15 protein-coding genes, 1 tRNA gene and 1 pseudogene are annotated in these 21,817 nt (G+C 62.5%); 11 read left to right on the plus strand and 6 right to left on the minus strand.

All coding sequences use genetic code 11. From position 1 onward, the window contains the following. Nucleotides 1–3: 3 nt before the first annotated feature. Together AWB82_RS13955 and AWB82_RS13960 are read right to left on the minus strand one after the other, a co-directional pair. Entirely contained in the window at nucleotides 4–1,308 is a 1,305-nt protein-coding gene (locus AWB82_RS13955) for a dicarboxylate/amino acid:cation symporter (RefSeq protein WP_086967990.1), read from the minus strand. A 209-nt stretch (nucleotides 1,309–1,517) separates the two neighbouring features. Then, nucleotides 1,518–3,050, minus strand: coding sequence for a complex I subunit 4 family protein (locus tag AWB82_RS13960; protein WP_086967992.1), 1,533 nt, complete (start codon nucleotides 3,048–3,050; stop codon nucleotides 1,518–1,520). Between the two features lie 348 nt (nucleotides 3,051–3,398). Here AWB82_RS13960 and AWB82_RS13965 point away from each other — a divergent pair, with 348 nt between their 5' ends. After that, nucleotides 3,399–3,647, plus strand: coding sequence for an adhesin (locus AWB82_RS13965; protein ID WP_086967994.1), 249 nt, complete (start codon nucleotides 3,399–3,401; stop codon nucleotides 3,645–3,647). Between the two features lie 9 nt (nucleotides 3,648–3,656). Here the strand turns inward: AWB82_RS13965 and AWB82_RS13970 are convergent, their stop codons facing one another. Beyond that, nucleotides 3,657–5,009, minus strand: coding sequence for an NAD(P)/FAD-dependent oxidoreductase (locus tag AWB82_RS13970; protein WP_086967996.1), 1,353 nt, complete (start codon nucleotides 5,007–5,009; stop codon nucleotides 3,657–3,659). A 112-nt stretch (nucleotides 5,010–5,121) separates the two neighbouring features. On the opposite strand from AWB82_RS13970, the gene AWB82_RS13975 reads away from it, so the two are divergent. The 3 genes and pseudogenes from AWB82_RS13975 to AWB82_RS13985 all read left to right on the plus strand — a co-directional run bounded on the left by AWB82_RS13975 (nucleotide 5,122) and on the right by AWB82_RS13985 (nucleotide 8,212). Further along, the gene (locus AWB82_RS13975) at nucleotides 5,122–6,138 is read left to right on the plus strand and encodes a LysR family transcriptional regulator (RefSeq protein ID WP_086967999.1); all 1,017 of its coding nucleotides are present in this window, start codon (nucleotides 5,122–5,124) and stop codon (nucleotides 6,136–6,138) included. Between the two features lie 43 nt (nucleotides 6,139–6,181). After that, nucleotides 6,182–6,742, plus strand: a pseudogene (gene istB, locus AWB82_RS13980) (IS21-like element helper ATPase IstB); the annotation flags it as partial. A 339-nt stretch (nucleotides 6,743–7,081) separates the two neighbouring features. After that, complete coding sequence (locus AWB82_RS13985; RefSeq protein WP_143756723.1) at nucleotides 7,082–8,212, plus strand: acyltransferase family protein; 1,131 nt, start codon at nucleotides 7,082–7,084, stop codon at nucleotides 8,210–8,212. A gap of 832 nt (nucleotides 8,213–9,044) precedes the next feature. Here the strand turns inward: AWB82_RS13985 and AWB82_RS13995 are convergent. Continuing rightward, nucleotides 9,045–9,129: transfer RNA gene (locus tag AWB82_RS13995), tRNA-Leu, on the minus strand. A 162-nt stretch (nucleotides 9,130–9,291) separates the two neighbouring features. Between AWB82_RS13995 and AWB82_RS14000 the strand changes: the two genes are divergently transcribed. Further along, entirely contained in the window at nucleotides 9,292–10,494 is a 1,203-nt protein-coding gene (locus AWB82_RS14000) for a mechanosensitive ion channel family protein (protein WP_086968004.1), read from the plus strand. Between the two features lie 6 nt (nucleotides 10,495–10,500). On the opposite strand, the gene AWB82_RS14005 is transcribed toward AWB82_RS14000, so the two are convergent. Then, nucleotides 10,501–11,463 carry a LysR family transcriptional regulator gene (locus tag AWB82_RS14005; RefSeq protein WP_086968006.1) on the minus strand — a complete coding sequence of 321 codons (963 nt, stop codon included), beginning with the start codon at nucleotides 11,461–11,463 and terminating at the stop codon, nucleotides 10,501–10,503. A 96-nt stretch (nucleotides 11,464–11,559) separates the two neighbouring features. Here AWB82_RS14005 and AWB82_RS14010 point away from each other — a divergent pair, with 96 nt between their 5' ends. Continuing rightward, a complete protein-coding gene (locus tag AWB82_RS14010) occupies nucleotides 11,560–13,620 on the plus strand; it encodes an oxidoreductase (RefSeq protein WP_086968008.1) in 2,061 nt (686 codons plus the stop codon). 49 nt (nucleotides 13,621–13,669) lie between these two features. Next, nucleotides 13,670–15,247 (plus strand): ABC transporter substrate-binding protein, encoded by a 1,578-nt coding sequence (locus AWB82_RS14015; RefSeq protein WP_086968010.1) that lies wholly within the window; start codon nucleotides 13,670–13,672, stop codon nucleotides 15,245–15,247. Nucleotides 15,248–15,280: 33 nt separating this feature from the next. Here AWB82_RS14015 and AWB82_RS14020 read toward each other — a convergent pair whose 3' ends face one another. Then, on the minus strand, nucleotides 15,281–16,153 hold the full coding sequence (locus AWB82_RS14020) for a GNAT family N-acetyltransferase (protein ID WP_200818105.1): 873 nt from the start codon (nucleotides 16,151–16,153) through the stop codon (nucleotides 15,281–15,283). Between the two features lie 246 nt (nucleotides 16,154–16,399). Between AWB82_RS14020 and AWB82_RS14025 the strand changes: the two genes are divergently transcribed. The 4 genes from AWB82_RS14025 to AWB82_RS14040 all read left to right on the plus strand — a co-directional run bounded on the left by AWB82_RS14025 (nucleotide 16,400) and on the right by AWB82_RS14040 (nucleotide 21,782). After that, a complete protein-coding gene (locus AWB82_RS14025) occupies nucleotides 16,400–17,878 on the plus strand; it encodes an aldehyde dehydrogenase family protein (protein ID WP_086968014.1) in 1,479 nt (492 codons plus the stop codon). A gap of 197 nt (nucleotides 17,879–18,075) precedes the next feature. After that, nucleotides 18,076–18,744 carry a haloacid dehalogenase type II gene (locus AWB82_RS14030; protein WP_086968016.1) on the plus strand — a complete coding sequence of 223 codons (669 nt, stop codon included), beginning with the start codon at nucleotides 18,076–18,078 and terminating at the stop codon, nucleotides 18,742–18,744. Between the two features lie 28 nt (nucleotides 18,745–18,772). Continuing rightward, the gene (locus AWB82_RS14035) at nucleotides 18,773–20,047 is read left to right on the plus strand and encodes an NAD(P)/FAD-dependent oxidoreductase (RefSeq protein WP_086968141.1); all 1,275 of its coding nucleotides are present in this window, start codon (nucleotides 18,773–18,775) and stop codon (nucleotides 20,045–20,047) included. A gap of 112 nt (nucleotides 20,048–20,159) precedes the next feature. After that, nucleotides 20,160–21,782 carry an ABC transporter substrate-binding protein gene (locus AWB82_RS14040; protein ID WP_086968018.1) on the plus strand — a complete coding sequence of 541 codons (1,623 nt, stop codon included), beginning with the start codon at nucleotides 20,160–20,162 and terminating at the stop codon, nucleotides 21,780–21,782. Nucleotides 21,783–21,817 lie beyond the last annotated feature (35 nt).

The following is a 21,817-nucleotide window of genomic DNA, read 5'->3' on the forward strand; positions in this document are numbered from 1 at the left end:
CCGTCAGACCTGCGCGGGATGGGCCAGCGACGCGTCCTGTTCAGCCTCGATGCGCGCCGCATTCTTCGCCGCTTCCGGCTCCGACAACAACTCGCCTTCCCACTTGGCGACGACCGCGCTCGCAATCGAGTTGCCGACCGCGTTGGTGGCGGAGCGGCCCATGTCGAGGAAGGTGTCGACGCCGAGAATCAGCAACAGGCCCGCCTCGGGAATGTCGAAGTGATTCAGCGTGGCCGCGATGACGACGAGCGACGCGCGCGGTACGCCGGCCATGCCCTTCGATGTCAGCATCAGGATCAGCAGCATCGTGATCTGCGTGCTGAGCGGCAGATGGATGCCGTATGCCTGCGCGATGAAGAGCGTCGCGAACGTGCAGTACATCATCGAGCCGTCGAGGTTGAAGGAATAGCCCATCGGCATCACGAAGCTGGAGATCTTGCGCTTCACGCCGAAGCGGTCGAGTGCATCGAGGATCTTCGGATACGCGGCCTCCGAGCTTGCGGTCGCGAACGACAGCATGAACGCTTCCTTGATGAGCGACAGCAGCCTGAAGACGCGCCGGCGCAGAAACGCAAAACCCGCGAGCACGAGGATGCCCCACAGCAGAAACAGGCTGAGATAGAAGTCGGCCATGAAGACGGCGAACTTCAGCAGGATGCCCAACCCGTTGACCGCGACGGTGGCGGCCATCGCGGCGAGCACGGCGAGCGGCGCGAGCTTCATCACGTAGCCGGTGATCTTGAGCATCACGTGCGAGAGCTGATCGATCGCGGCGAGCAGAATCTTGCCCCGCTCGCCGAGCGCGGCGAGCGCAACGCCGAAGAACATCGAGAACACGACGATCTGCAGAATCTCGTTGTTGGCCATGGCTTCGGCGAAGGAGCGCGGCACCATGTGACTGACGAAATCCTTCAGCGTGAACTTCGATGTCGCGAGATTCGCCGATGCGCCGATGTCGGGCAGCGGCAAGCCGAGGTTGTCGCCGGGCTTGAGCAGGTTCGACATCAGGAGCCCGAGCAGCAGCGAAATGAGCGACGCGGTGAAGAACCAGCCTAGCGCCTTGGCGAACACGCGCCCGACCGAGGCGGCGTCGCCCATGTGCGCGATGCCGACGACCAGCGTGGAAAACACGAGCGGTCCGATCAGCATCTTGATGAGGCGCAGAAAGACGTCGGACACGAGCGAGATGTAACCGGCTATCTCCGTGGCGCTTTTCTTGTCCGGAAAGCTCGTGAAGATCATGTAGCCGACCGCGATGCCGATGACCATCGCGACGAGAATCCAGATGGCTGAGGAATTCTTCTTCATGTCGAGGCCTCCATTGACTTCATATCGAGCGATTGCAACTTCAAATTTCCTATGAAACAGGCGATGCGAAACGAAAGCGGCGCCGCTCAGTATAGAGCGGCGCCGGGGCGTGTGTCCGTGAACACCCGAATGTTAGCGGCGTCCTTCGATCTCGGCTACAAGCGCGTCACGCGTGCGCGTTTCGAATGCGGCAAATGCGCGCGATGGCTTCAACCAGGCGTGCGTTCCGGTACCGTTTCGCGTCGGACGTTGTAGGAAGGCGCGCGGGTATCGTCGGGCAGCGTCGAGCTTTGCGCGGCCGAGAGCAGGCCTTCCACCGAGGGGCCCATCGCGTCCGTGAACGTCTTCGGATGCACGCCGATCGCGAGCACCAGCACGGCCATCGCGCCGAACAGCGCGAGTTCGCGCTTGCCGAGGTCGTGCAGACCAGCCACGCGCTCGTTGTTCACTGCGCCGAAAATCACGCGCTTGACCATCCACAGCGTGTAAGCCGCGCTCAGGATCAGCGACGAGGCGGCCGCCGCGCCGATCCAGAAGTTCAGGCGGATCGCGCCCATCAGCACCAGAAACTCGCCGACGAAACCCGACGTGCCCGGCAAGCCGACGTTGGCCATCGAGAACAACATTGCGCAGACGGCGAAGCGGGGCATGGTGTTGGCGACGCCGCCGTAAGCATCGATCGAGCCGTTTTGCGTGCGCTCGACCAGCACGCCCGTGCACAGCAGCATCGCGCCGGACACGATGCCGTACGACAGCATCTGCACGACCGCGCCTTCGGTGCCGAGGCGGTCGAAGGTGAACAGGCCGAGCGTGACGAGCCCCATGTGCGCGACGCCCGAGTACGCGAGCAGCTTGCGCATGTCCGTCTGCGCGAGCGCGACGAGGCTGCCGTAGATGACGGCGACGAGCGACAGCGCGATCATCGCCGGGGCGAAGAAATGGGACGCGTCGGGCACGATCGGCAGCACGTAGCGCAACATGCCGTAGCCGCCAATTTTCAGCATGCCGAGCAGCACGGCCGCGCCCGTCGGACCTTCCGAGTTCACGTCGGGCAGCCACGTGTGGACCGGCCACATCGGCACCTTGACCGAGAAGGCCGCGAGCAGGCAGAGGAAAACCGCGATCTGCGGCGTGAAGCCGAGCTTCAGATGACGCCATGCGTCGATGTCGAAGGTATGCGCCTGCGTCCACAGATAGATCAGCGCGGCCAGCATCGCGAGCGAGCCGAGCAGCGAGAAAAAGAAGAAGCGGATCGCCGCATACACGCGCCGCTCGCCGCCCCACGTGCCGATCAGCAGATACAGCGGAATCAGCGAAGCCTCGAAGAACACGAAGAAGAGCATGCCGTCCAGCGACGCGAACACGCCCTGCATGCAGCCCGAAAGCACGAGAAACGCGCCGTAGTACTGCGCGACCTGCTTCGTGACCGAGCGCCAAGACGCGACGAAGATGATGAGCGTGGTGACGGCCGTGAGCACGGTGAACCAAAGCGAAATGCCGTCGATGCCCAGATGGTACGAGATGCCGAACTGCGGCAGCCACTCGACGCGCTCGACGAACTGCATCGCGCCGGACGACGCGTTAAAGCGCGACAGGAGCGGCGCGAGCGGCAGCAGGCCGAGAACCGCGCCGAACAGCGCGACGGCGCGCGCGAGCGTCGCCGATGCGCTGAAGGTCAGCACGAAGATGCCCGACACCACTGGAATCCAGATGAGAAAGCTGAGTACTGACGGCAGATGCATAAGCTTGGTCGAAATCGGGCGCAAAGCACGGCGAGCACGCGAAGTGCGTGCTTGCTGGAAAGGCGCGCTGACAGTGGAATGTAAGGCTGGGCGAGTGCGCGAAGATATGAATCTGGATGCGCAGCCCGAATGACTTAGGGGCAATCCTAAGGGTTAACGAGGATAACCCAAAAGAATAGATTTTGGGGCGTTGCGGCGTATCAAATTCATTGCGTCGGACCGTCTTGACATTTTTTCCAAGCGTCGCTCCGGCCGATGCCGCGATGAATAAATCGTTCGTTCGCTCCGGGCTTGCCCGGATTTGCCCCGAGCCGCCTGGCCCTTAGCCTAGAGCGCAAGGAGACCAGCATGAAGAAAGTATTCAAGGCCGTCGTGTTCGCGCTTGTCGCCTATCTCGTCGCCGATCGCGCCATGCTCCACGCGCAGGGCCGCGATCTGGCCGCGTCGGCGTGTGCACAGAGCGCGGCGCAAGTCGAGTTCGATGCGCTGAGCAAGGGTTTCAGCCATGCCGCCGCGAGCAGCCAGCGCGACGCATTCAGATCGCAATGCCTCGTGTCGGGCCGCTCGCAGTCCGGCGAAACCGTGGCGATGAAGTGACTGGCGTGGTCAGTTCAGCTTTACCGTCGGTCGCACGCGCTCGCGAAGCCATTGGCTCGCGGCGTACATCAGCGCCCGCTTGACGCCCGTGAGCCCCATGATGTGCCGGCGATACAGATGCCGGTAGCACGACGCGGCGAACCATCCGTCGATGAATAACGGCCGGCGCAGCAACTCGCTCATCAGCGCGCCCGCCGCGCCCGCGCGTCCGAAGGAGACGAGCGTGCCCTGATCGCGGTAGGCGAAATGCGGCACGGGGCGATCGTCGAGGCGGCGGGCGAGTGCATCGGCGAGATAGACGGCTTGCTGATACGCGGCCTGCGCGCGCGGCGGCACGAGCGCGTCGCCCTTCGATGCCGTACACGCGGCGCAGTCGCCCATCGCATAGATGCCCGCGCCGGGTTCGATCTGCAATGTCGCGTCGACGAGCACTTGTCCGAGCCGGTTCAACGGCAATCCTTCGAGCGTGCGCAGCACCGGCGCGCCTTCCACGCCGGCGGCCCAGATCGTGATGTCGCTCGCGAGCGTTTCGCCATCCGCGATGGATACGGCGTGCGCATCGACCGAACGCACGCGAGCGCCGAGCCGCACTTCCACTCCGAGTCCGGCGAGCACGTCCTGAGCGCGCGTCGAGATGCGCTCGGGCAGCGCGGGTAGCACGCGCGGCGCGCCTTCGAGCAGACGAATGCGGATGTCGCTGGCCGGATCGAGCGACGCGAGGTGATAGTCGCGCAGCATTTCGGCCGAGCCGCGCAACGCGGCGGCCAGTTCGACGCCGGTCGCGCCGCCGCCGATCACCGTCACCGAAACCGGCGTGCGGGCGGCGCCGGGCGTCGCCTGCCGCGCATGACTCGAACGCAGCAGGCTCGACAACAAACGCCGCCTGAACGTCTCCGCCTGCTCCACCGTCTCCAGCGTGAGCGCATGTTGCTCCGCGCCCGGAATCGAGAAGAAGTTCGTCACGCTGCCGAGCGCGAGCACGAGCGTGTCGAAGGCGAGCGTTCGCTTCGGCAGCAGCGCACGGCCGTCGATATCGGTCGTCTCGTCGATGACGATCTCGCGACGTCCGCGATCGATGTTCGCGAGCGCGCCTTGCTCGAAGCGAAAGTGATTCCACTTCGCGTGCGCGGCGTAGTCGATCTGATGACTCGATGCATCGATCTGCCCTGAAGCGACTTCGTGCAGGAGCGGCTTCCAGAAGTGCGTCGGGAATCGGTCGATGAGGATCACATCGGCGCGCCGGCGCTTGCCGACGCTGTTGCCGAGGCGCGTCGCGAGTTCCAGTCCCGCGGCGCCGCCGCCCACGATCACGATGCGATGGGGCGAATCGACCTGGTGTTGTGCATAAGGATTCAACATCATGGTTCTCCCGGAAGTGCTGTATGGATGCTTGACGACCTCGTTGGGAAAAATATAAGGTCCCGAAAACATATGCGCTATTTAGTATTTATCGCCGACCTATAAGTTTTCACTAATGTTAAAGACGACGACCTTCCGTCAATTGCGCACGCTACAGACCGTCGCGCGCGTGGGCAGCATCTCGGGCGCGGCCGAGGAACTGCATCTCACGCAGCCGGCGGTGTCATTGCAGATTTCGTTGCTCGGCGAGGCGGCGGGCACGCCGCTCTTGCGCCGCGTGGGGCGCGAAGTGCAGCTCACGGCCGCGGGCGAAGTCATGGCGCGTTACGCGAACGAAATCCTGAGCCTCTGGAACGAAGCGGGCGAAGAAGTGGCGGCGTTGCGCGGCGAACTGGGCGGCACCTTGCGCATCGGCGCGATCACGACGGCGGAGTATCTCGTGCCGCCGCTGCTCGTGCGCTTCACGAAGGAACGGCCCGGCGTGAAGCTGCAATTTCGTATCGGCAATCGCGATGACATCGTGCGCATGCTCGCGACGAATGAAATCGATCTCGCGATCATGGGACGGCAGCCGCGCGAATTGCGCACGAGCGCCGCCGCATTCGCTAAGCATCCGATGGCTTTCGTGGCCGCGCCGTCGCATCCGTTGATGCGCGCGAAGCGTCTGCATCTCACCGATCTGGAAACGGCGAACCTGCTTGTCAGGGAGCGCGGATCGGGCACGCGTGTGGCAATCGAGGGGCTGTTCAAGGAAGCGGGTTTGAAGTTACATGCCGCATCCGAGCTATCGAGCAACGAGGCGATCAAGCAGCTCGTCGAAGCGGGGCTCGGCGTGGCGTTTCTTTCGCTCCACGCGTGCGCGCTCGAAATGCAGGCGGGCTTGCTTGCGACGCTTCCCGTGCCATCGACACCGATCGAGCGGGCTTGGCATGTCGTGCATATGTCGGAGCGGCGTCTGCCTCAGATCGCCAATGCGTTCAGGGAGTTTCTGATCCACTCGGGAGCGGCCGTTGCGGGCCTGACCGCGCCGCCGGAAATGCACAAGGCGCGGGCGGGGCGCAGGGAGAAGAAGACGGAAGTTGTCGATGCGACTGGTGCCCAGGTCGGGACTCGAACCCGAACGCCTCGATAATCAGCATGACTCTCCGGCTTCGCATTGTCCTTATGTTGTCATCTACGACTTTGGCTTTGCCGGCGGCGCGCCACGTGCCCAGATTCAGGAGTTGGCGAGTCTGGCGTTTATCGAACTGGCCGAGAATGTCGTGCTGCTGAGGCCGTCCGGGGTGGGCAAGACGCATATCGCGACCTCGCTTGCGTATCGTGCAGCGCAAGCGGGCATCAAGACGCGGTTCATCACGGCCGCCGACCTGATGATGCAACTGGGCGCCGCGCGACAGCAGAACCGCTTGCGGGAATTCATCAATCGCGCGGACATCGGACCCAGGCTGCTCGTCATCGACGAAATCGGCTACCTGCCATTTGGGCGTGAAGAGGCAAACTTGTTCTTCAATGTCGTCGCCAAACGCTATGAGCGCGGTTCAGTCGTCTTGACCGGCAACCTGCCGTTTACGCAGTGGGCGACGGCCTTCGCCGACGACCAGACGTTGACGGCGGCGATGCTCGACAGGCTTTTACATCACGCTCATATCGTGCAAATCAGCGGTGAGAGCTATCGACTGAAGGGCAAGAGAAAGGCGGGACAAACAGGCACGCGGGCAAGCGCGAAAGTAGCCTAGTGATAGAGGAACCAAGTGGGTCAGATTTACTTCGGCGATTATCCAGAAATGTGAGTCAGGTTTCAGTCGGCGTTGACAGCTATATATAAGAATGGCGCCGTTGCGTTTCAGGTTCAGGACTGAATCACTCCGACGACGGCATCGTCGCTGTCAGTTCAATCGTCTGCAATCGCTTCGCTTAACGGGACCGCGGACTATATAGAAGGATGGGGCTTCACTCCGGGAAGGTCGTTCAATGGCGGCGCATCTCTGACGTATATCGAGGCCTATTACATCGGCCCTTGACTGGAGCGTCCTATCTGTTATTATCGCGCCCGATATTCAAGATTGGGAGTTGACGTGGCGCAGCCAGCCGTGGTATCGAGCGCGAAAGCCGATGCTGATGTGAATTTTTTGCCGAAGCGCCTGTTCTTTTTGGATTTCATCAGGGCCGTGTCGGTCTTGATGATCATCCTCTATCACTTCGATCTGCAGCTCCTCGCGCAGGCCCCCACGGCGCACACGATCCCTGGCCTCGTCATTTTTCACCAAGCCATTGGCGATCTTGGCGTCACGCTATTCGTCATGATTTCGGGCGTGGGTTTGATGACCAGTTCGTCTACAGCATTCTCAGCTGCGGACTTCTACAAGAAGCGGTTCCTCGGCATATATCCATCGTTCTGGATCGCGTATCTGGCCGTCGGAGTCGTTCTATTCCTGATTCGAGGCTTTTGGGTTGGAGATGATCAGCACTGGAAGTTTCTGCTGACGCTGACCGGTTTCGATGGACTGTTGCTTTATCGTGGCACGAACTATTACCTGGTCGGCGAGTGGTTCATTGGCTTCATCCTGCTCTTCTATGCCATGTTTCCGCTCTTGCGACGGGGCGTCCTGAATCGCCCCGTCCTTACCTGGATAGCTGCGCTCGTTGTGATGTTCACGCTGCATCGACACTACGGGCGCATTTTCGATCTGAATGAAAACCGAAACCCGCTCATCCGGCTTCCAGAGTTTCTGTTCGGTCTTTGCTTTCTACGGTATGTCCTTCCGATGGGTAGGAAGGTCCTGATTTCCTCGATCGCGGCGCTGGTGGTTTTCGCCTTCTGGTATCCGCCGATCCACATTCAGTTCTACGGGATCCTGCTCGGCATAGTTGCGTTTTGTGCCTTAGCTTTTTCCGCCGAACTTATTGAACTGCCGCCGTCAGTGAGCCGCTTCGTTACGTGGACGGCGAAGTACTCGTTCCTCGCCTTCCTCGTGCACCACCAAGTCATATATGTTCTTCTGCCACACTTCAACGCGGCGCAGTTAACAACGGTCGAGGTGTATGTACTCTTTGCGATCGTGCTCGCCGTCAGTTTCGCGGTAGCTGCGTGCCTGTATCCGCTAGTCGAGAAATTCACAAACAAAATGCGCGCGCTCGTCTTCGCTCAAGCGGTCGGTCATCGAATTCAACGCTCGATACTCTCCGAAGCAAAGTTGGGCGGTTGAAACCAATCATTCCATTCCTGCCCGGCATGCCCGTCGATGGCATCGGCTTCTCGTGGATCATCTCAGTAAACGAGACGTTGGCGAGAGGCCTTATGTTCGGAAAAGACATTATCTTCACGTCGGGACCGCTCGCTCCGATCTACACCGCGTCATACTCTCCGCAGACTGACTGGATAGCCTTTTGCGGTGCGTCGCGGTATCCATCGCCGTTTATGGCGGGTTGCCTGATAGCGAAGCGTTGGGCCAGATAGCTTCTTGTTTTTCTTCCAGTCGCGGCGGCGGCGCTGCTGCGGGACGGCATTCCTTACTCGCTTTGAATGGTAGGTCTGCTGCTGGCGTTCCGCCTCACGCGGCCGGTTGGGCACCGGCTAAACTTGCCGTGGTCGCGCCCCTTTGGGACCGCGTTCCTCTAATTGATGGCAGTCCTCTGGTGCCTTCCGCTGGTTAAAGGGAGTTTCGGCGTCATTGGCACCGCGTTCGAGCCGACGCGCGTGCAGGCGGGCACGGCAATGTCATCGCCACTTTCCCGGTTCCTGCGGTTTTTCGTCATCCACCACGACCGCGCGGACCCAGAACGCATATCCATTCTGCGGCATCGCCGTCACTTGCTGACGTCCGCCGCGCGCGCAAACCGCGTTTTCCGTTCGCCACATCGCCGCCCCAATGCTCGCATTTGCGGCAATGGTGTGTGCCTGGTTCGGATTGGAAGAGGGCCAGCGCGCGCTGTCCAATGTTGGCGCTACGCTGTCATTTCGGTGGGAAAAACAGGGAAATCGACGGGCATTTTTTTTTGACAACGCTGGAGAAAAAAGCCAATTAATCAACGGCCTTATGGTGCCCAGGTCGGGACTCGAACCCGAACGCCTCGCGGCGCTACCCCCTCAAGATAGTGCGTCTACCAATTCCGCCACCTGGGCAAGGGGCCCGAATTGTAGCGGGAAAATCGCGCGATGCGAAGAGGCTTGCAACAGCGCCGGACTGCCGGCGAACAAGGCGACGCTACTACAATATCCGGCAAAGCAAGTGTCACGTCCGATTCGCCTGAACAATCACATCGGTTCGCCCATACGGGAGCGTCCATGTTCGGCAACACCTTGCGTTTCGAAGTGGGACCCGACTGGCAGGTCCACGTTGCCACCGAGAGCTGGCTCGTCGCGACCCTTCTCGTGGCCGCCTTGCTACTGGGGATTCTGCTGGCGAGCGTGATCTGCTATTACGCGACCCGTTCGATCATGCTCCTGATCGTCAACCGCCTCGCACGCAGGGAAGGGCGCAAGTGGCTGATCGCGGCGGAGCGTCATCGCGTGTTTCATCGGCTCGCGCCGCTCGTGCCCGCAGCCATCGTCTATGCAGCGGCGCCGTTGCTCACGGGCCTCACGTTTCCGGTCGTCCCGGCGCTCGGCAAGCCCCTGGCCATTCTCGCGGCCTGCTACATGGTGTACACGCTCGTGCGCGCGGCGCTCGCGTTGCGTGACAGCATCGACGAGCGTTATAGCCACTTTCCGTCCGCGAGCGAGCGGCCGATAAAAAGCTTTCTGCAGATCGCCACGATCGTCGTGTATCTCGTCGCGCTGATCGCAGTAGTCTCGCTGTTGCTGGAGCGTTCGCCTGTCTATCTGCTCACCGGTCTCTCCGCGATCACGGCGCTGCTCATCATCATCTTTCGCGACTCGCTGCTCGGCTTCGTCGCCAGTATTCAGCTCGCGGCCTACGACATGTTGCGCGTGGGCGACTGGATCGAAGTGCCGGGATATGTTGCCGATGGCATCGTGATCGACATCGCACTGAACACGATCAAGGTGCGCAACTTCGACAACACGATCGTCATGCTGCCAAGCCAGCTTCTGCTGACCAACAGCGTGAAGAACTGGCGCGGCATGATCGCGTCGGGGGCGCGACGTCTGCGGCACGCGATTCACTTCGACGTGGACACGATCCGCTATCCCGACGATGCATTGCTCGCGCGACTGCACGAAGCGATCGAACGGCCGCTCGTGACCGCCGAAGGCGAACGCCGCACGAACCTCGGTTTGTATCGGCTCTATCTCAGCGGCTATTTCCGCGAGCATCCGGCCGTGCGCCGCGACATGCCGCTCGTGATCCGCCACGTGCAATCCACGACGGCCGTCGTCGCACTGGAGATCTGCGTGTTCATCGATGAAATTCGCTGGGAACGTTACGAGGCTCTGCTTTCGGACATGCTCGATCACGCCTACGGCGTCGTGCCGTTCTTCGGTCTGCGCTGCTGGCAGCGCGAGCGCTCGGTGTCCGCGCCGTCATGAAGTCGATCAAACCGTGCTCGCGTGATCGACGCGGTGCTTGGGCACCGCTTTCAACGGCGCGAGCACGCGTCGAGCGTTGTCGAGTTCCTTCTTCATTTCGTCGATGAGCCATTGCGCCACCGCGCGCGTGCTCTCCGACGGATTCGACGAGCGATGTTCGAGCACGAAGTTGCAGCCCGTTTCGATATAGCGGTCCCACGCGGGGATGACCGTGCCTTCGTTCAGCGGCGCCGCGATCGCCAGCAGCCAGCCGAGCACGACGCCCTGACCGAGCATCGCGCATTGCACGGCGAGTCCGGGATCGGTGTGATGCACCGCTTCGCCGATACCCTTGTCGGACAGCCCCGTCGCACGATGAAACTCCGCCCATGAAAGCGTGGTCACGTCGAGATGAATATAGGCGTGACCTTCGATGCTCGCCGGTGCATCGAGCGGTCCGAACTCAGCGAGATAGTTCGGACTGCATATCGGAACGATGATCTCCGGGCACAGAAGAAAAGGTTCCTTCTCCGAGCCCGGACCATGCAGCCGGATGCCGAGATCCGCATCTTCGAGCGGTCCGTAAAGCCGCCCGGCCATCACCTGCAAGCGCAGATTGACGGAGGGAAACGCGCGGCGAAACCCGGCGTAACGCGGCAGGAGCCACAAAGCGGCGAAGCCGCTCGCGAGCGACAGCGTGACGATCTCGCCTTGCGCATGATCGCGCTTGAGTTCATCGATGGTGTCACCGATCTGGCCGAAGCCGGAGGCGACGGCGCGCTGCAATGTTGCGCCGCGTTCGGTCAGGGTTAGCCCTAGCTTCGTGCGATCGAAGAGTTTGAAACCGAGCGCGTCTTCAAGCCGCGCCACCATGCGGCTCACGGCGACGGGCGTCACGTTGAGTTCGCCGGCCGCCTTGGTGAAGCTCGAAAGCCGCGCGGATGTTTCGAAGACGAGTAGTGCCTGAAGCGAAGGAAGTCGCAGACTCATACAACACCATGTTATGGGGCATGCATCTATTTGTAATTTGACGGCGCATATTGACCTCCTTACCTTGAGTCCGACGCTCACTTCATCTGGCAGGCCATGACAATCCACACCGATAACCGCGCCGCCGCTACCGCTAACGCTTCGTCGGACCCTTTGCTGCAACCCTTCACGCTCAGGCATCTGCAGTTCAGAAACCGAGTGATGAGCACGAGTCACGCGAGCCGTCTCACGCGCGACGAGTTCCCGCAGGAGGTTTATCAACGGTATCACGAGGAAAAGGCGAAAGGGGGTATCGCGCTGACGATGTTCGGCGGCTCGTCGAACGTGAGCCTGGACAGTCCCAACACGTTCCAGCAGATCAACGTCGCCACCGATGCCGTGGTGCCGCATCTGCGGCGCTTTTCCGATCGCATCCATACGCACGGCGCGGCGCTGATGTGTCAGATCACGCATCTCGGGCGGCGCGGCGATGCCTACACGGAACCGTGGCTGCCGATGATCGCGCCTTCGCCCGTGCGCGAGACCTTGCACCGCGCCATGCCGCAGGCGATTCACGACGCGGACATCAGGCGCGTGATCCGCGACTTCGGCCTCGCGGCGAAGCGCTGCCGCGACGGTGGTCTCGACGGCATCGAAACGCATGCGGGCGGGCATCTCATCGGCCAGTTCATGGACCCGACCGTGAATCTGCGCACCGACAAGTACGGCGGCTCGTCGGCCAATCGCGTGCGCTTCGCGATCGAGGTTCACGAGGAGATTCGCCGGCAGGTGGGCGACGATTTCATCGTCGGCTTTCGCTTTGCGCTCGAAGACGGATGCAGCTTCGAGGAGGGGCTGGAGATGTCGCGCATCCTGCAGGGCACCGGTCTCTTCGATTTCTTCAACGTCACGTTCGGGCGCATGGATACGAAGATGTCGCTCGCGGTCAACTCCATGCCGGGCATGTTCGTGCCGTCCGCGCCGTGGTTGCCGAAGGCGGCCGCGTTCAAGCGCGCGGTCGATCTGCCCGTGTTTCATGCGGCGAAGATCGCGGACCTCGCCACCGCGCGCTACGCGATACGCGAAGGTCTGCTCGACATGGTCGGCATGACGCGCGCGCATATCGCCGAGCCGCATCTCGTGAAGCTCGTCGAAGCGGGCAAGGAGGATGAGGCGAGGCCGTGTGTCGGCGCATCGTTCTGCCGCAATTTTCGCGCGACGTGTATTCATAACCCGGCGACCTCGCGCGAGACATACCTCACGCACGACATACCGAAGGCCGCGCAGAAGAAGCGCGTGCTCATCGTCGGCGCGGGGCCGGCGGGTCTCGAAGCCGCGCGTATCTGCGCGACGCGCGGCCATGACGTCACCGTGCTCGAAGCGAATTCGACGGCGGGCGGACAGATGCTGCTCGCGGCCTCCGGAAGCTGGCGGCGCGATCTCATCGGCATCGTCGACTGGCGCGTGTCGCAACTCGAAAAGCTCGATGTCGATGTGCGCTACAACCACTATGCCGAATTGAGCGACGTGCTCGATCATCGCGCGGACGTCGTGATCGTCGCAACGGGCGGCTTGCCGAACCTCGACGCGTTGCCGGGCGGCGAGCTGTGCAAGTCCGTGTTCGATGCGCTCACGGAAACGCCGCCGCGCGAAGGCCGCGTGCTCGTCTACGACGGCACCGGCCGGCACAACGCGTATCTGTGCGCCGAGCGTTATGTCGATGCGGGCCTCGACGTATCGCTCGCGCTCATCGACAGCGTGCCCGCGCAGGAAACCGGCGGGCGCGGCGACGATCAGGTCTGGATGCGCAACATCGCGCGCTGGGACGTGCCGGTGCGCGCGAACGTCGAGCTGATCGAAGTGAGCGCGTCGGACGACGGCAAGCGCCGCGCCGTGTTCCGTCATCATCTGACGAACGAACTCGTGGAGATGGAGGCCGATCATGTCGTGGTCGAGCGCGGCATGCTCGCGGTCGAGGATCTCTTCGAGGCGGCGCGCATGTATTCCGTCAACGACGGCTACACCGATCTCGAAGCGTTCGCGACAGGCAAGCCGCAGCCCGAAGCGCAGGAACGCGAGGAAGGACAGTTCAATCTGTACCGCATTGGCGATGCGAGCGCGTCGCGCGACATCCACACGGCCATCTACGACGCCTACAGGCTTTGCCTGGCGCTGTGAAGGCAAGCTCATCCCATCCGCAGAACAACATGACCGAGCGAGGCTGACCATGACATTGCCGAAGGACTTCGTTGTTGCCGATCCTGGCCGCCGCAAGGCGATGAAAACGCTGGCCGCCGCCGGCGCCGCGACGCTGATCCTGCCGGGCGCATCGTCGCTTGTGTTCGCCGCGAGCGAGCCCGCGCCGCAACGCGGCGGACGTATTCGCGTGGCGCTCGCGAACCAGTCGCTGATGGATTCGCTCGATCCCGCGAAGGGCACGCATACCGGCGACTATTCGCGCGCGTACATGTTCTACAGCGGCCTAACCGAACTCGACGCCGACTTCAAGACGCAGAACGCGCTCGCGGAAAAGCTCGAATCCGACGACTTCCTCACATGGACCGCAACGCTGCGGCCCAATGTGCATTTCCACGACGGCAAGCCGTTCACATCCGACGATGTCGTGTTTTCGCTGATGCGCCATAAAGACCCGGCGGTCGGCTCGAAGGCGAAATCGATCGTGGATGGCATCAGCTCGGTGAAGGCGGCCGGGCCGCTGAAGGTCGAGATCACGCTGACCGAGCCGAACGTCGATCTTCCCGCGCTGCTCGCGATTCCGCATCTCGTGATCGTCGCCGCGAATACGACGGACTTCTCCAAGGGCAATGGCACGGGGCCGTTCACGTGCAAGGAGTTCGCGCCGGCGCAGCGCTGTGTCGGCGCGCGCAATCCGAACTTCTGGAAGCCGGGGCGTCCCTATCTGGATGAAGTGGAGATCGTCGGCATCGGCGATGACGCGGCGCGCACCAATGCGCTGCTCGCGGGCGATGTGCAACTCATCTCGCCACTGCCCGCTCGCGATGTCGATCGCGTGAAGCAGACGGGCAAGGTGACGGTGCTCGAAAGCCCGTCTCAACTCTATTCGGACCTCGCGTTGCGGCAGGACATGCTGCCGACGAAGAGCGCGGACTTCAACGAAGGCATCAAGTATCTGCACGACCGTCAGCGCATCGTGAACGTGATGTTGCGCGGACACGGCACGATCGCCAACGATCATCCGGTGCCCGAGTGGCATCCGTATTTCATGAAGGGATTGCCGCAACGCGCGTTCGATCCGGACAAGGCGCAGTTCCACTTCAAGAAGGCCGCCACGCCGGGCGCGCGCGCGGAGATCATCGCGCCGCCGTCGGTGGAAACGGCGCTCGATTCCGCGATGCTGATCCAGCAGGCCGCGAAGCCCGCGGGTATCGACATCAACGTGCGCCGCGTGCCCGCCGATGGTTACTGGACGACCTACTGGATGAAGTACCCGATGACCTACGGCTCGATCCTGCCGCGCCCGACGCTCGATCTTCTCTACACGCAGTTCTTTCGCTCGAACGCGAACTGGAACGAGTCCGGCTGGAAGAACGAGCAGTTCGATCAACTGCTCGTGCAGGCGCGCCGCGAACGTGACGAAGCGAAACGCAAGCGCGTATACGGCGACATGCAGACCATCATCTACGAGAAGAACAGTCTCGTGATTCCGGCGTTCATCAACTTCATCGACGCGCAAAGCTCGACGCTGCACGGCTTGAAGGGCACGCCGTCGGGACGCGTGATGGGCTATCGGTTCGCGGAGTTCGCGTGGCTGGAAAAGGCGTGAAGACCGGTTTCTCCGATGCCCACGCCCAAGCGCTTACCACACCGCCTGACTCGTCAGCGCGAACTGGGTAAGCGTTGCATCGGTGGACGGTTTGCCGTTCAGCGCCATCTGGTCGATGGTGTCGACGAGCGGCAGACCGAGCCCTTCGAGCCACGAGGAAAGCCCGTAACGCAACGGTGTATCCACGCGCACGAACATGCCCGCGTTCAGCGCGAGCCAATAGCTGATCAACGCTTTGGCGCGGCTCTGGTCCGGCGATTCGGGGGCGATCACCGGGCCGATCACATGGCCGTCGCCGAAACGCCGGAAGAGCGCGAAGCCGATCAGTTCGCCGTCGCGATCGAGCGCGATGCCGCTCGCGACATCGAGCAGTTGCGGCAGCAATTCCGTGCGATCCAGCCCGCTCGCGCGCGATGCCAGCGCGGCGAGACGCGGCGTGTCCTTTGCACCGATCGGACGCAGACGCTCGCCCGGCGGCAGCGAGACGAGCGGCGGCTGAAACGCCCCGCCCTGATGCTGTTGAATCGTGTCGATGTGTTCGAAGCCGCGCGCCTCGCACAACGGCTTGCCTTCGTTCGATGCATGGATCAGCAACATGCGCGGGCCGAGCTTCGCGCGGAGCCGGTCGAGCAGGCCGCGCCCGATGCCGCGCCGCTGATGTTGCGGCGACACGATGAACATGCCGAGCGTCGCCGCATCGGCGCCGAACTGAAATGCGAGCGCCGTGCCGACGAGCGCGCCCTGGCTGTCCACGGCCGCGAAGCCGTTGCCGAGACGCGCCGCGAAGCGCCAGTCGTCCGCGCGATGCCGCCATCTGACAGACGCGGACAACGCGTGCGCCGCGGGGATGTCGTCGAGCGTGAAAGCCCGGTATTCGACCACTTCGCTATTGTTCGAGCCAGGCACGCCGGCCTCCTCACTTTGAAGACATTTACCGTGACTTTGACATCGCGCAGCGCGCATGGCTAGGACGATCTTCCTGTCGCGCACGGTGCATGACGCCTTCGCGTGGTGCAACGCAAAACCGCGAGTTATCGCGGCAAGAACGCGCGCGCTGTGCTGAATCGGCAAATTTGTCGGTGCAATATGCCGGCCCGCTGGTCCTACGATAAAGCCATGTCAACGCAGCATCCCGGAAGAGGACTTACGCATATGGACCGGTTCGATCCCGCCAGCATCGTCATCAGAAGCGGGCACTTCATTGGCGGCGAATTGATCGACGCGGGCGCGTCGCGTATCGACGTATCGCGTCCGTCGGACGGCGTCGCGTATGCATCGGTGCCCATCGCCGATGAAGCGATGATCGACTACGCCGTGCAGAACGCGTATAGCGCGTTCAAAACGAGCGATTGGGCGCGACGTGCGCCACGCGAGCGAGCACGCGTGCTGCGCAAGTTCGCCGATCTCGTCGCCGCCGATGCGGCCACGCTTGCGCCGCTCGAAGCCATCGGCTCGACGCGTCCAGTGCGCGACGCATACAACTGGGACGTGCCGTTCACCGCCGAGAGCATCCGCTTCTATGCGGAATTTGCGGACAAGATCGGCGGCGATGTCGCGGCGACGGATCATCGGCATCTCGGCATGACGATTGCAGAGCCGTATGGCGTGATCGGCGCGATCGCACCGTGGAATTTTCCGCTCGTGATGGGCGTATGGAAGACCGCGCCCGCGCTCGCGGCAGGCAATGCGGTCGTGCTGAAGCCTTCGGAGATGACGCCTTTCAGCGCATTGCGTCTTGCTGAGCTGGCGCTGGAAGCGGGCGTGCCGCCGGGCATCTTCAACGTCGTTCAGGGCGATGGTCATACGACCGGCGACGCGCTCGTGCGTCATCCGCGCATCGGCAAAGTGACCTTCACCGGATCGACGCGCACCGGCGCCGCGATCATGGCCGCGTGCGCGCAAACCGGCACGAAGCCGGTCACGCTGGAACTGGGCGGCAAGAGCCCGCAGATCGTGTTCGCCGACGCGCCGCGCATCGATGAAGTGGCGCGACGCATCGCGGGTGCGATCACGGGCAACGCGGGGCAAGTGTGCGTCGCGGGCTCGCGTCTGCTCGTGCAGCGCGCCATCGCGGATGAACTCACCGATCGCATCGCGCATGCATTCGGCGAACTGAAAGCGGGCGCGACATGGGCGGCGGGCACGACCTTGTCGCCGATCATCTCCGAGCCGCAGGCGCAACGCATCGACGCGATCGTTCAGCGCAGCATCGCGAACGGCGCGACCTTGCGATGCGGCGGAAAACGCGCGGATGCGGCCACGCCCGGCGCGTTCTATTCGCCGACCTTGCTGTGCGACGTGACGCAGGAAAGCGACGCCGTGCGCAGTGAAATCTTCGGTCCCGTGCTCACGGTGCAGTCCTTCGACACGGAAGAAGAAGCGCTCGAACTCGCCGCGCATCCCGACTACGGACTCGCGGCGGGCGTGCATACCGCCGACATCGGCCGCGCGTTGCGCCTCGTGCGCGGCCTCGAAGCGGGCACCGTATGGGTGAACCGCTATGGCCGCACGAGCGACTTCGTGATTCCGACGGGCGGCTACAAGCGCTCGGGCATCGGCAAGGATCTCGGGCGGCAGGCTTACGAAGCGAATCTGCGCTTCAAGAGCGTGCTTATCGACACGGAAGGTTGAAGCGCACGATCGTTCAAAAAAGGCGCCGCATTATCTGCTGTGGCGACGCCTCAAAACGCATGACTTATAGCGTCGCGAGGCACGCATTCAACGCCAACAGTCATTTTTGCCTGGTTAAATTTTCTTCACACTTCGCTGTTTCTTGCTTTCAACTCTGAACTCCGGACGGGTTCATCACACGACAGGACTAAGACACCATGATCGATTTCGAGCCGAAGTACATCACGTTCGACTGCTACGGCACGCTGACGAAATTCCGCATGGCCGATATGGCCCGCGAGATGTATGCCGACCGCCTGCAAGGCGACGACCTCGAACAATTCGTCAAGTTCTTCGCGGGCTATCGCCGCGATGAAGTGCTTGGCGCGTGGAAGCCGTATCGCGACGTGATCGTCAATTCTGTGCGCCGCGCGTGCGAGCGCATGAACGTCGAATTCAACGAAGCGGAAGCTGAAAAGTACTACTTCGCCGTGCCGACCTGGGGCCCGCATCCGGACGTGCCGGAAGGCCTTTCGCGTCTCGCCAAGAAGTACAAGCTCGTGATTCTGTCGAACGCATCGAACGATCAGATTCAAAGCAACGTCGACAAGCTCGGCGCGCCGTTTCATCGCGTGTTCACGGCGCAGCAGGCGCAATCGTACAAGCCGCGCATGCAGGGCTTCGAGTACATGTTCGATCAACTGAACTGCAATCCGGAAGACGTGCTGCACGTGTCGTCGAGCCTGCGCTACGACCTGATGACCGCGCACGACATGGGCATCAAGCACAAGGCGTTCGTGAAGCGCGGCCACGAGCCGGGTACGCCGTACTACGAGTATTACGAAGTGGACACCATCGGCGATCTCGCCGGTCAACTCGGTCTGTAATCGAAGCCACTTCACGCGAGCAATGCCGATGAAACTCGACTCATACTGGCTCGATACCGCGCCCGCGATCGTCTCGACGTGCGAAGGCCCGGCCGATGGTGAGGCCGACGTCGCCGTGATCGGCGGCGGGTTCACGGGTTTGTCGGCGGCGCTCGCGTGCGCAAGACGCGGCGCGTCGGTCGTCGTGCTCGATGCCGGGCGCATGGGCGGCGGCGCGTCTGGACGCAACGGCGGCCAGTGCAATACGGGCGTCGCACAGGATTACGCGGCGCTGCGCGCGCAACTCGGCGCAGAGCGCGCGCAAGGTTGTTATCGCGCGTATGCGGCGGCCGTGAACACGGTCGAGCGTCTGATTCGCGAAGAAAACATCGATTGCGACTATCTCGCGTCGGGCAAGCTGAAGCTCGCCGCGAAGCCGCATCATCTCGAACACATCGCGACGACCGCCGAGCTGATCCGGCGCGAAGTCGATCCGGATATCGAACTGCTCGATCGCGAGCAGGTCCGCAACGAAGTGCAATCCGATGCCTTTTACGGCGGCTTGTTGCAACGGCACGGCGGCCAGATGCATATGGGCAAGTTCGCCGTCGGACTCGCGAATGCAGCCGTTCGGCAAGGCGCGCGTTTGTATGAGCACGCCGAAGTCACCGCGATCACGAAGGAAGGCGCGGCTTATCGTATCGATTCGAAGCGCGGCACGTTGCACGCAAAGCAAGTGTTGATCGCGACAGGGCCTTCGAAGCATGGCCCGTTCGCGTGGTATCGGCGCAGGCTCGCGCCCGTCGGCTCGTTCATCATCGTGACGGAGCCGCTGCCTGCCGATCAGCTTAAGCAACTGCTGCCGCAGCGCCGTTCGTACACGACGAGCCGCCTGATGCATAACTATTTCCGCGTGACGCCCGATGCGCGCCTGCTGCTCGGCGGACGCGCGCGCTTCACCGCGTCGGAGCGTCCGTCGGATGCGAAGAGCGGACGCATTCTGCAAGCCAATCTCGCGTCGATTTTCCCGAGTCTCGCCGATGCGCGCATCGACTATTGCTGGGGCGGTCTCGTCGATATCACCGTGGATCGCCTGCCGCGTGCGGGCCAGCACGACGGCATCTATTTCTCGATGGGCTACAGCGGCCACGGCACGCAGATGGCCACGCACATGGGCCAGATCATGGCCGACGTGATGAACGGCAACGCCGAAGCGAACCCGTGGCGCGATTTCGACTGGCCCGCGATTCCGGGACATACGGGCAAGCCCTGGTTTTTACCGCTCGTCGGCGCGTATTACTCGATCAAAGACGTGTTCTATTGAAGCATTGAAGAATCGAAGCATTGAAGCATCGATGTATCTGAAGCAAAGACAGGCGGCCTTCATTCAATGAGCAAGCCGTCGGACAACCACAGCCCCTATCGCGGAGAAGTTCATGAGCATCGACAAATCGCCTGAAGCACTTGCCCACGCCGATGCCGGCAAACGGCTCGAAGAACTGACGCATCGTGGCGCGTCGCGGCGCAACGTCCTTCGCGCGATGGCCGCGGGCGGACTGCTGTCGGTGACGGGCGCGGGGCTTCTCACCGCGAGCGGCGCGGCTTTCGCGCAAGCCAAGCCGAAGCAGGGCGGACGCATTCGCGTGGCGACGCAATCGTCGTCCGCCGCCGATACGCTCGATCCCGCCAAGGGCGCGCTCGGCACCGACTACGCGCGCGCGTTCATGTTCTACAGCGGCCTCACCGAGCTCGACAATCATCTCGGCGCGAAGATGGCGCTGGCCGAATCGCTCGAAACGAAAGACGCGACCGTGTGGGTCGTGAAGCTGCGCAGCGGCGTTCAGTTCCACGACGGCAAGTCGCTTGCGCCGCAGGATGTCATCTATTCGCTGATGCGCCACAAGGACCCGGCGGTCGCCTCGAAAGCGAAGACGCTCGCCGATCAGTTCAAGGAAGTGAAGGCGACCGGACCGAACGAACTCACGATCACGCTGTCGGGCGCGAACGCCGACTTGCCGGTGATTCTCGCCGACTCGCACTTTCTCATCATCAAGGACGGCACGACGGACTTCAAGACGGCGGTCGGCACGGGTCCGTTCAAGGTGAAGGAATTCTCGCCGGGCGTGCGCACGGTCGGCGTGCGCAACGAGAAGTACTGGAAGCCGGGCATGCCGCATCTGGACGAAGTGGAGCTGATCGGCATCGCGGACGAACCCGCGCGCGTGAATGCGCTCATGTCGGGCGACGTGCAGCTCATCAACGCGGTGAGCGCGCGTTCAACCGACCGCATCAAGGGCACGCAGGGCTTCGCGGTGCTTGAAACGAAGACGGGCCAGTACACCGATCTCATCATGCGCGACGATGGCGGCATCACGGGCAATGCGGATTTCCGCCGCGGCATGACGTACCTGATGGATCGCGAGCAGATGCGCAAGACGATCTTTCGCGGTTATGGCGCGATCGGCAACGATCAGCCGATTGATCCGAGCAACAAGTACTACATGGCGGGCCTGCCGCAACGCGCCTTCGATCCCGACAAGGCCAAGTTCCACTTTCAGAAGGCGAAGCTCGGCAGCACCCCGATTCAACTGTATGCATCGCCGGCGGCGGAAGGCTCCGTCGAAATGGCCATGTTGATGCAGCAGGTCGCGCCGCAGGCGGGCATCAATCTGCAAGTGATGCGCGTACCGTCGGACGGCTATTGGTCGAATCACTGGATGAAGCATCCGCTCGGCTTCGGCAACATCAATGCACGCCCGAGCGCGGACGTGATCTTCACGCAGTTCTTCAAATCCGATGCGCCGTGGAACGAAGCGAACTGGAAGAACGCGCAGTTCGACCAGTTGCTCGTCGCCGCGCGTGGCGAGCCGGACGATGCGAAGCGCAAGAAGCTCTACGGCGACATGCAGGAACTCGTGCACACGGACGGCGGCATCGGCATTCCGATGTTCCAGAGCTCGCTCGATGCGCATACGACGAAGCTGAAGGGCCTGGGCGGTATTCCGCTCGCTGGTCTGATGGGCTGGATGTTCGCGGAGAACGTATGGCTCGAAGCATGAGCGTGCTTTGACGCGGGACGCGCGCCGTCTTCCGG

It is taken from the genome of Caballeronia glebae (genome assembly GCF_001545035.1).
Lineage (GTDB): Bacteria > Pseudomonadota > Gammaproteobacteria > Burkholderiales > Burkholderiaceae > Caballeronia > Caballeronia glebae.

Excerpts from the sequence above, each read along its gene's own strand:
- AWB82_RS13955 (WP_086967990.1), bottom strand. The coding sequence starts at position 1,308 with ATGAAGAAGAATTCCTCAGCCATCTGGATTCTCGTCGCGATGGTCATC.
- AWB82_RS13960 (WP_086967992.1), bottom strand. The coding sequence starts at position 3,050 with ATGCATCTGCCGTCAGTACTCAGCTTTCTCATCTGGATTCCAGTGGTG.
- AWB82_RS13965 (WP_086967994.1), top strand. The coding sequence starts at position 3,399 with ATGAAGAAAGTATTCAAGGCCGTCGTGTTCGCGCTTGTCGCCTATCTC.
- AWB82_RS13970 (WP_086967996.1), bottom strand. The coding sequence starts at position 5,009 with ATGATGTTGAATCCTTATGCACAACACCAGGTCGATTCGCCCCATCGC.
- AWB82_RS13975 (WP_086967999.1), top strand. The coding sequence starts at position 5,122 with ATGTTAAAGACGACGACCTTCCGTCAATTGCGCACGCTACAGACCGTC.
- AWB82_RS14000 (WP_086968004.1), top strand. The coding sequence starts at position 9,292 with ATGTTCGGCAACACCTTGCGTTTCGAAGTGGGACCCGACTGGCAGGTC.
- AWB82_RS14005 (WP_086968006.1), bottom strand. The coding sequence starts at position 11,463 with ATGAGTCTGCGACTTCCTTCGCTTCAGGCACTACTCGTCTTCGAAACA.
- AWB82_RS14010 (WP_086968008.1), top strand. The coding sequence starts at position 11,560 with ATGACAATCCACACCGATAACCGCGCCGCCGCTACCGCTAACGCTTCG.
- AWB82_RS14015 (WP_086968010.1), top strand. The coding sequence starts at position 13,670 with ATGACATTGCCGAAGGACTTCGTTGTTGCCGATCCTGGCCGCCGCAAG.
- AWB82_RS14025 (WP_086968014.1), top strand. The coding sequence starts at position 16,400 with ATGGACCGGTTCGATCCCGCCAGCATCGTCATCAGAAGCGGGCACTTC.
- AWB82_RS14030 (WP_086968016.1), top strand. The coding sequence starts at position 18,076 with ATGATCGATTTCGAGCCGAAGTACATCACGTTCGACTGCTACGGCACG.
- AWB82_RS14035 (WP_086968141.1), top strand. The coding sequence starts at position 18,773 with ATGAAACTCGACTCATACTGGCTCGATACCGCGCCCGCGATCGTCTCG.
- AWB82_RS14040 (WP_086968018.1), top strand. The coding sequence starts at position 20,160 with ATGAGCATCGACAAATCGCCTGAAGCACTTGCCCACGCCGATGCCGGC.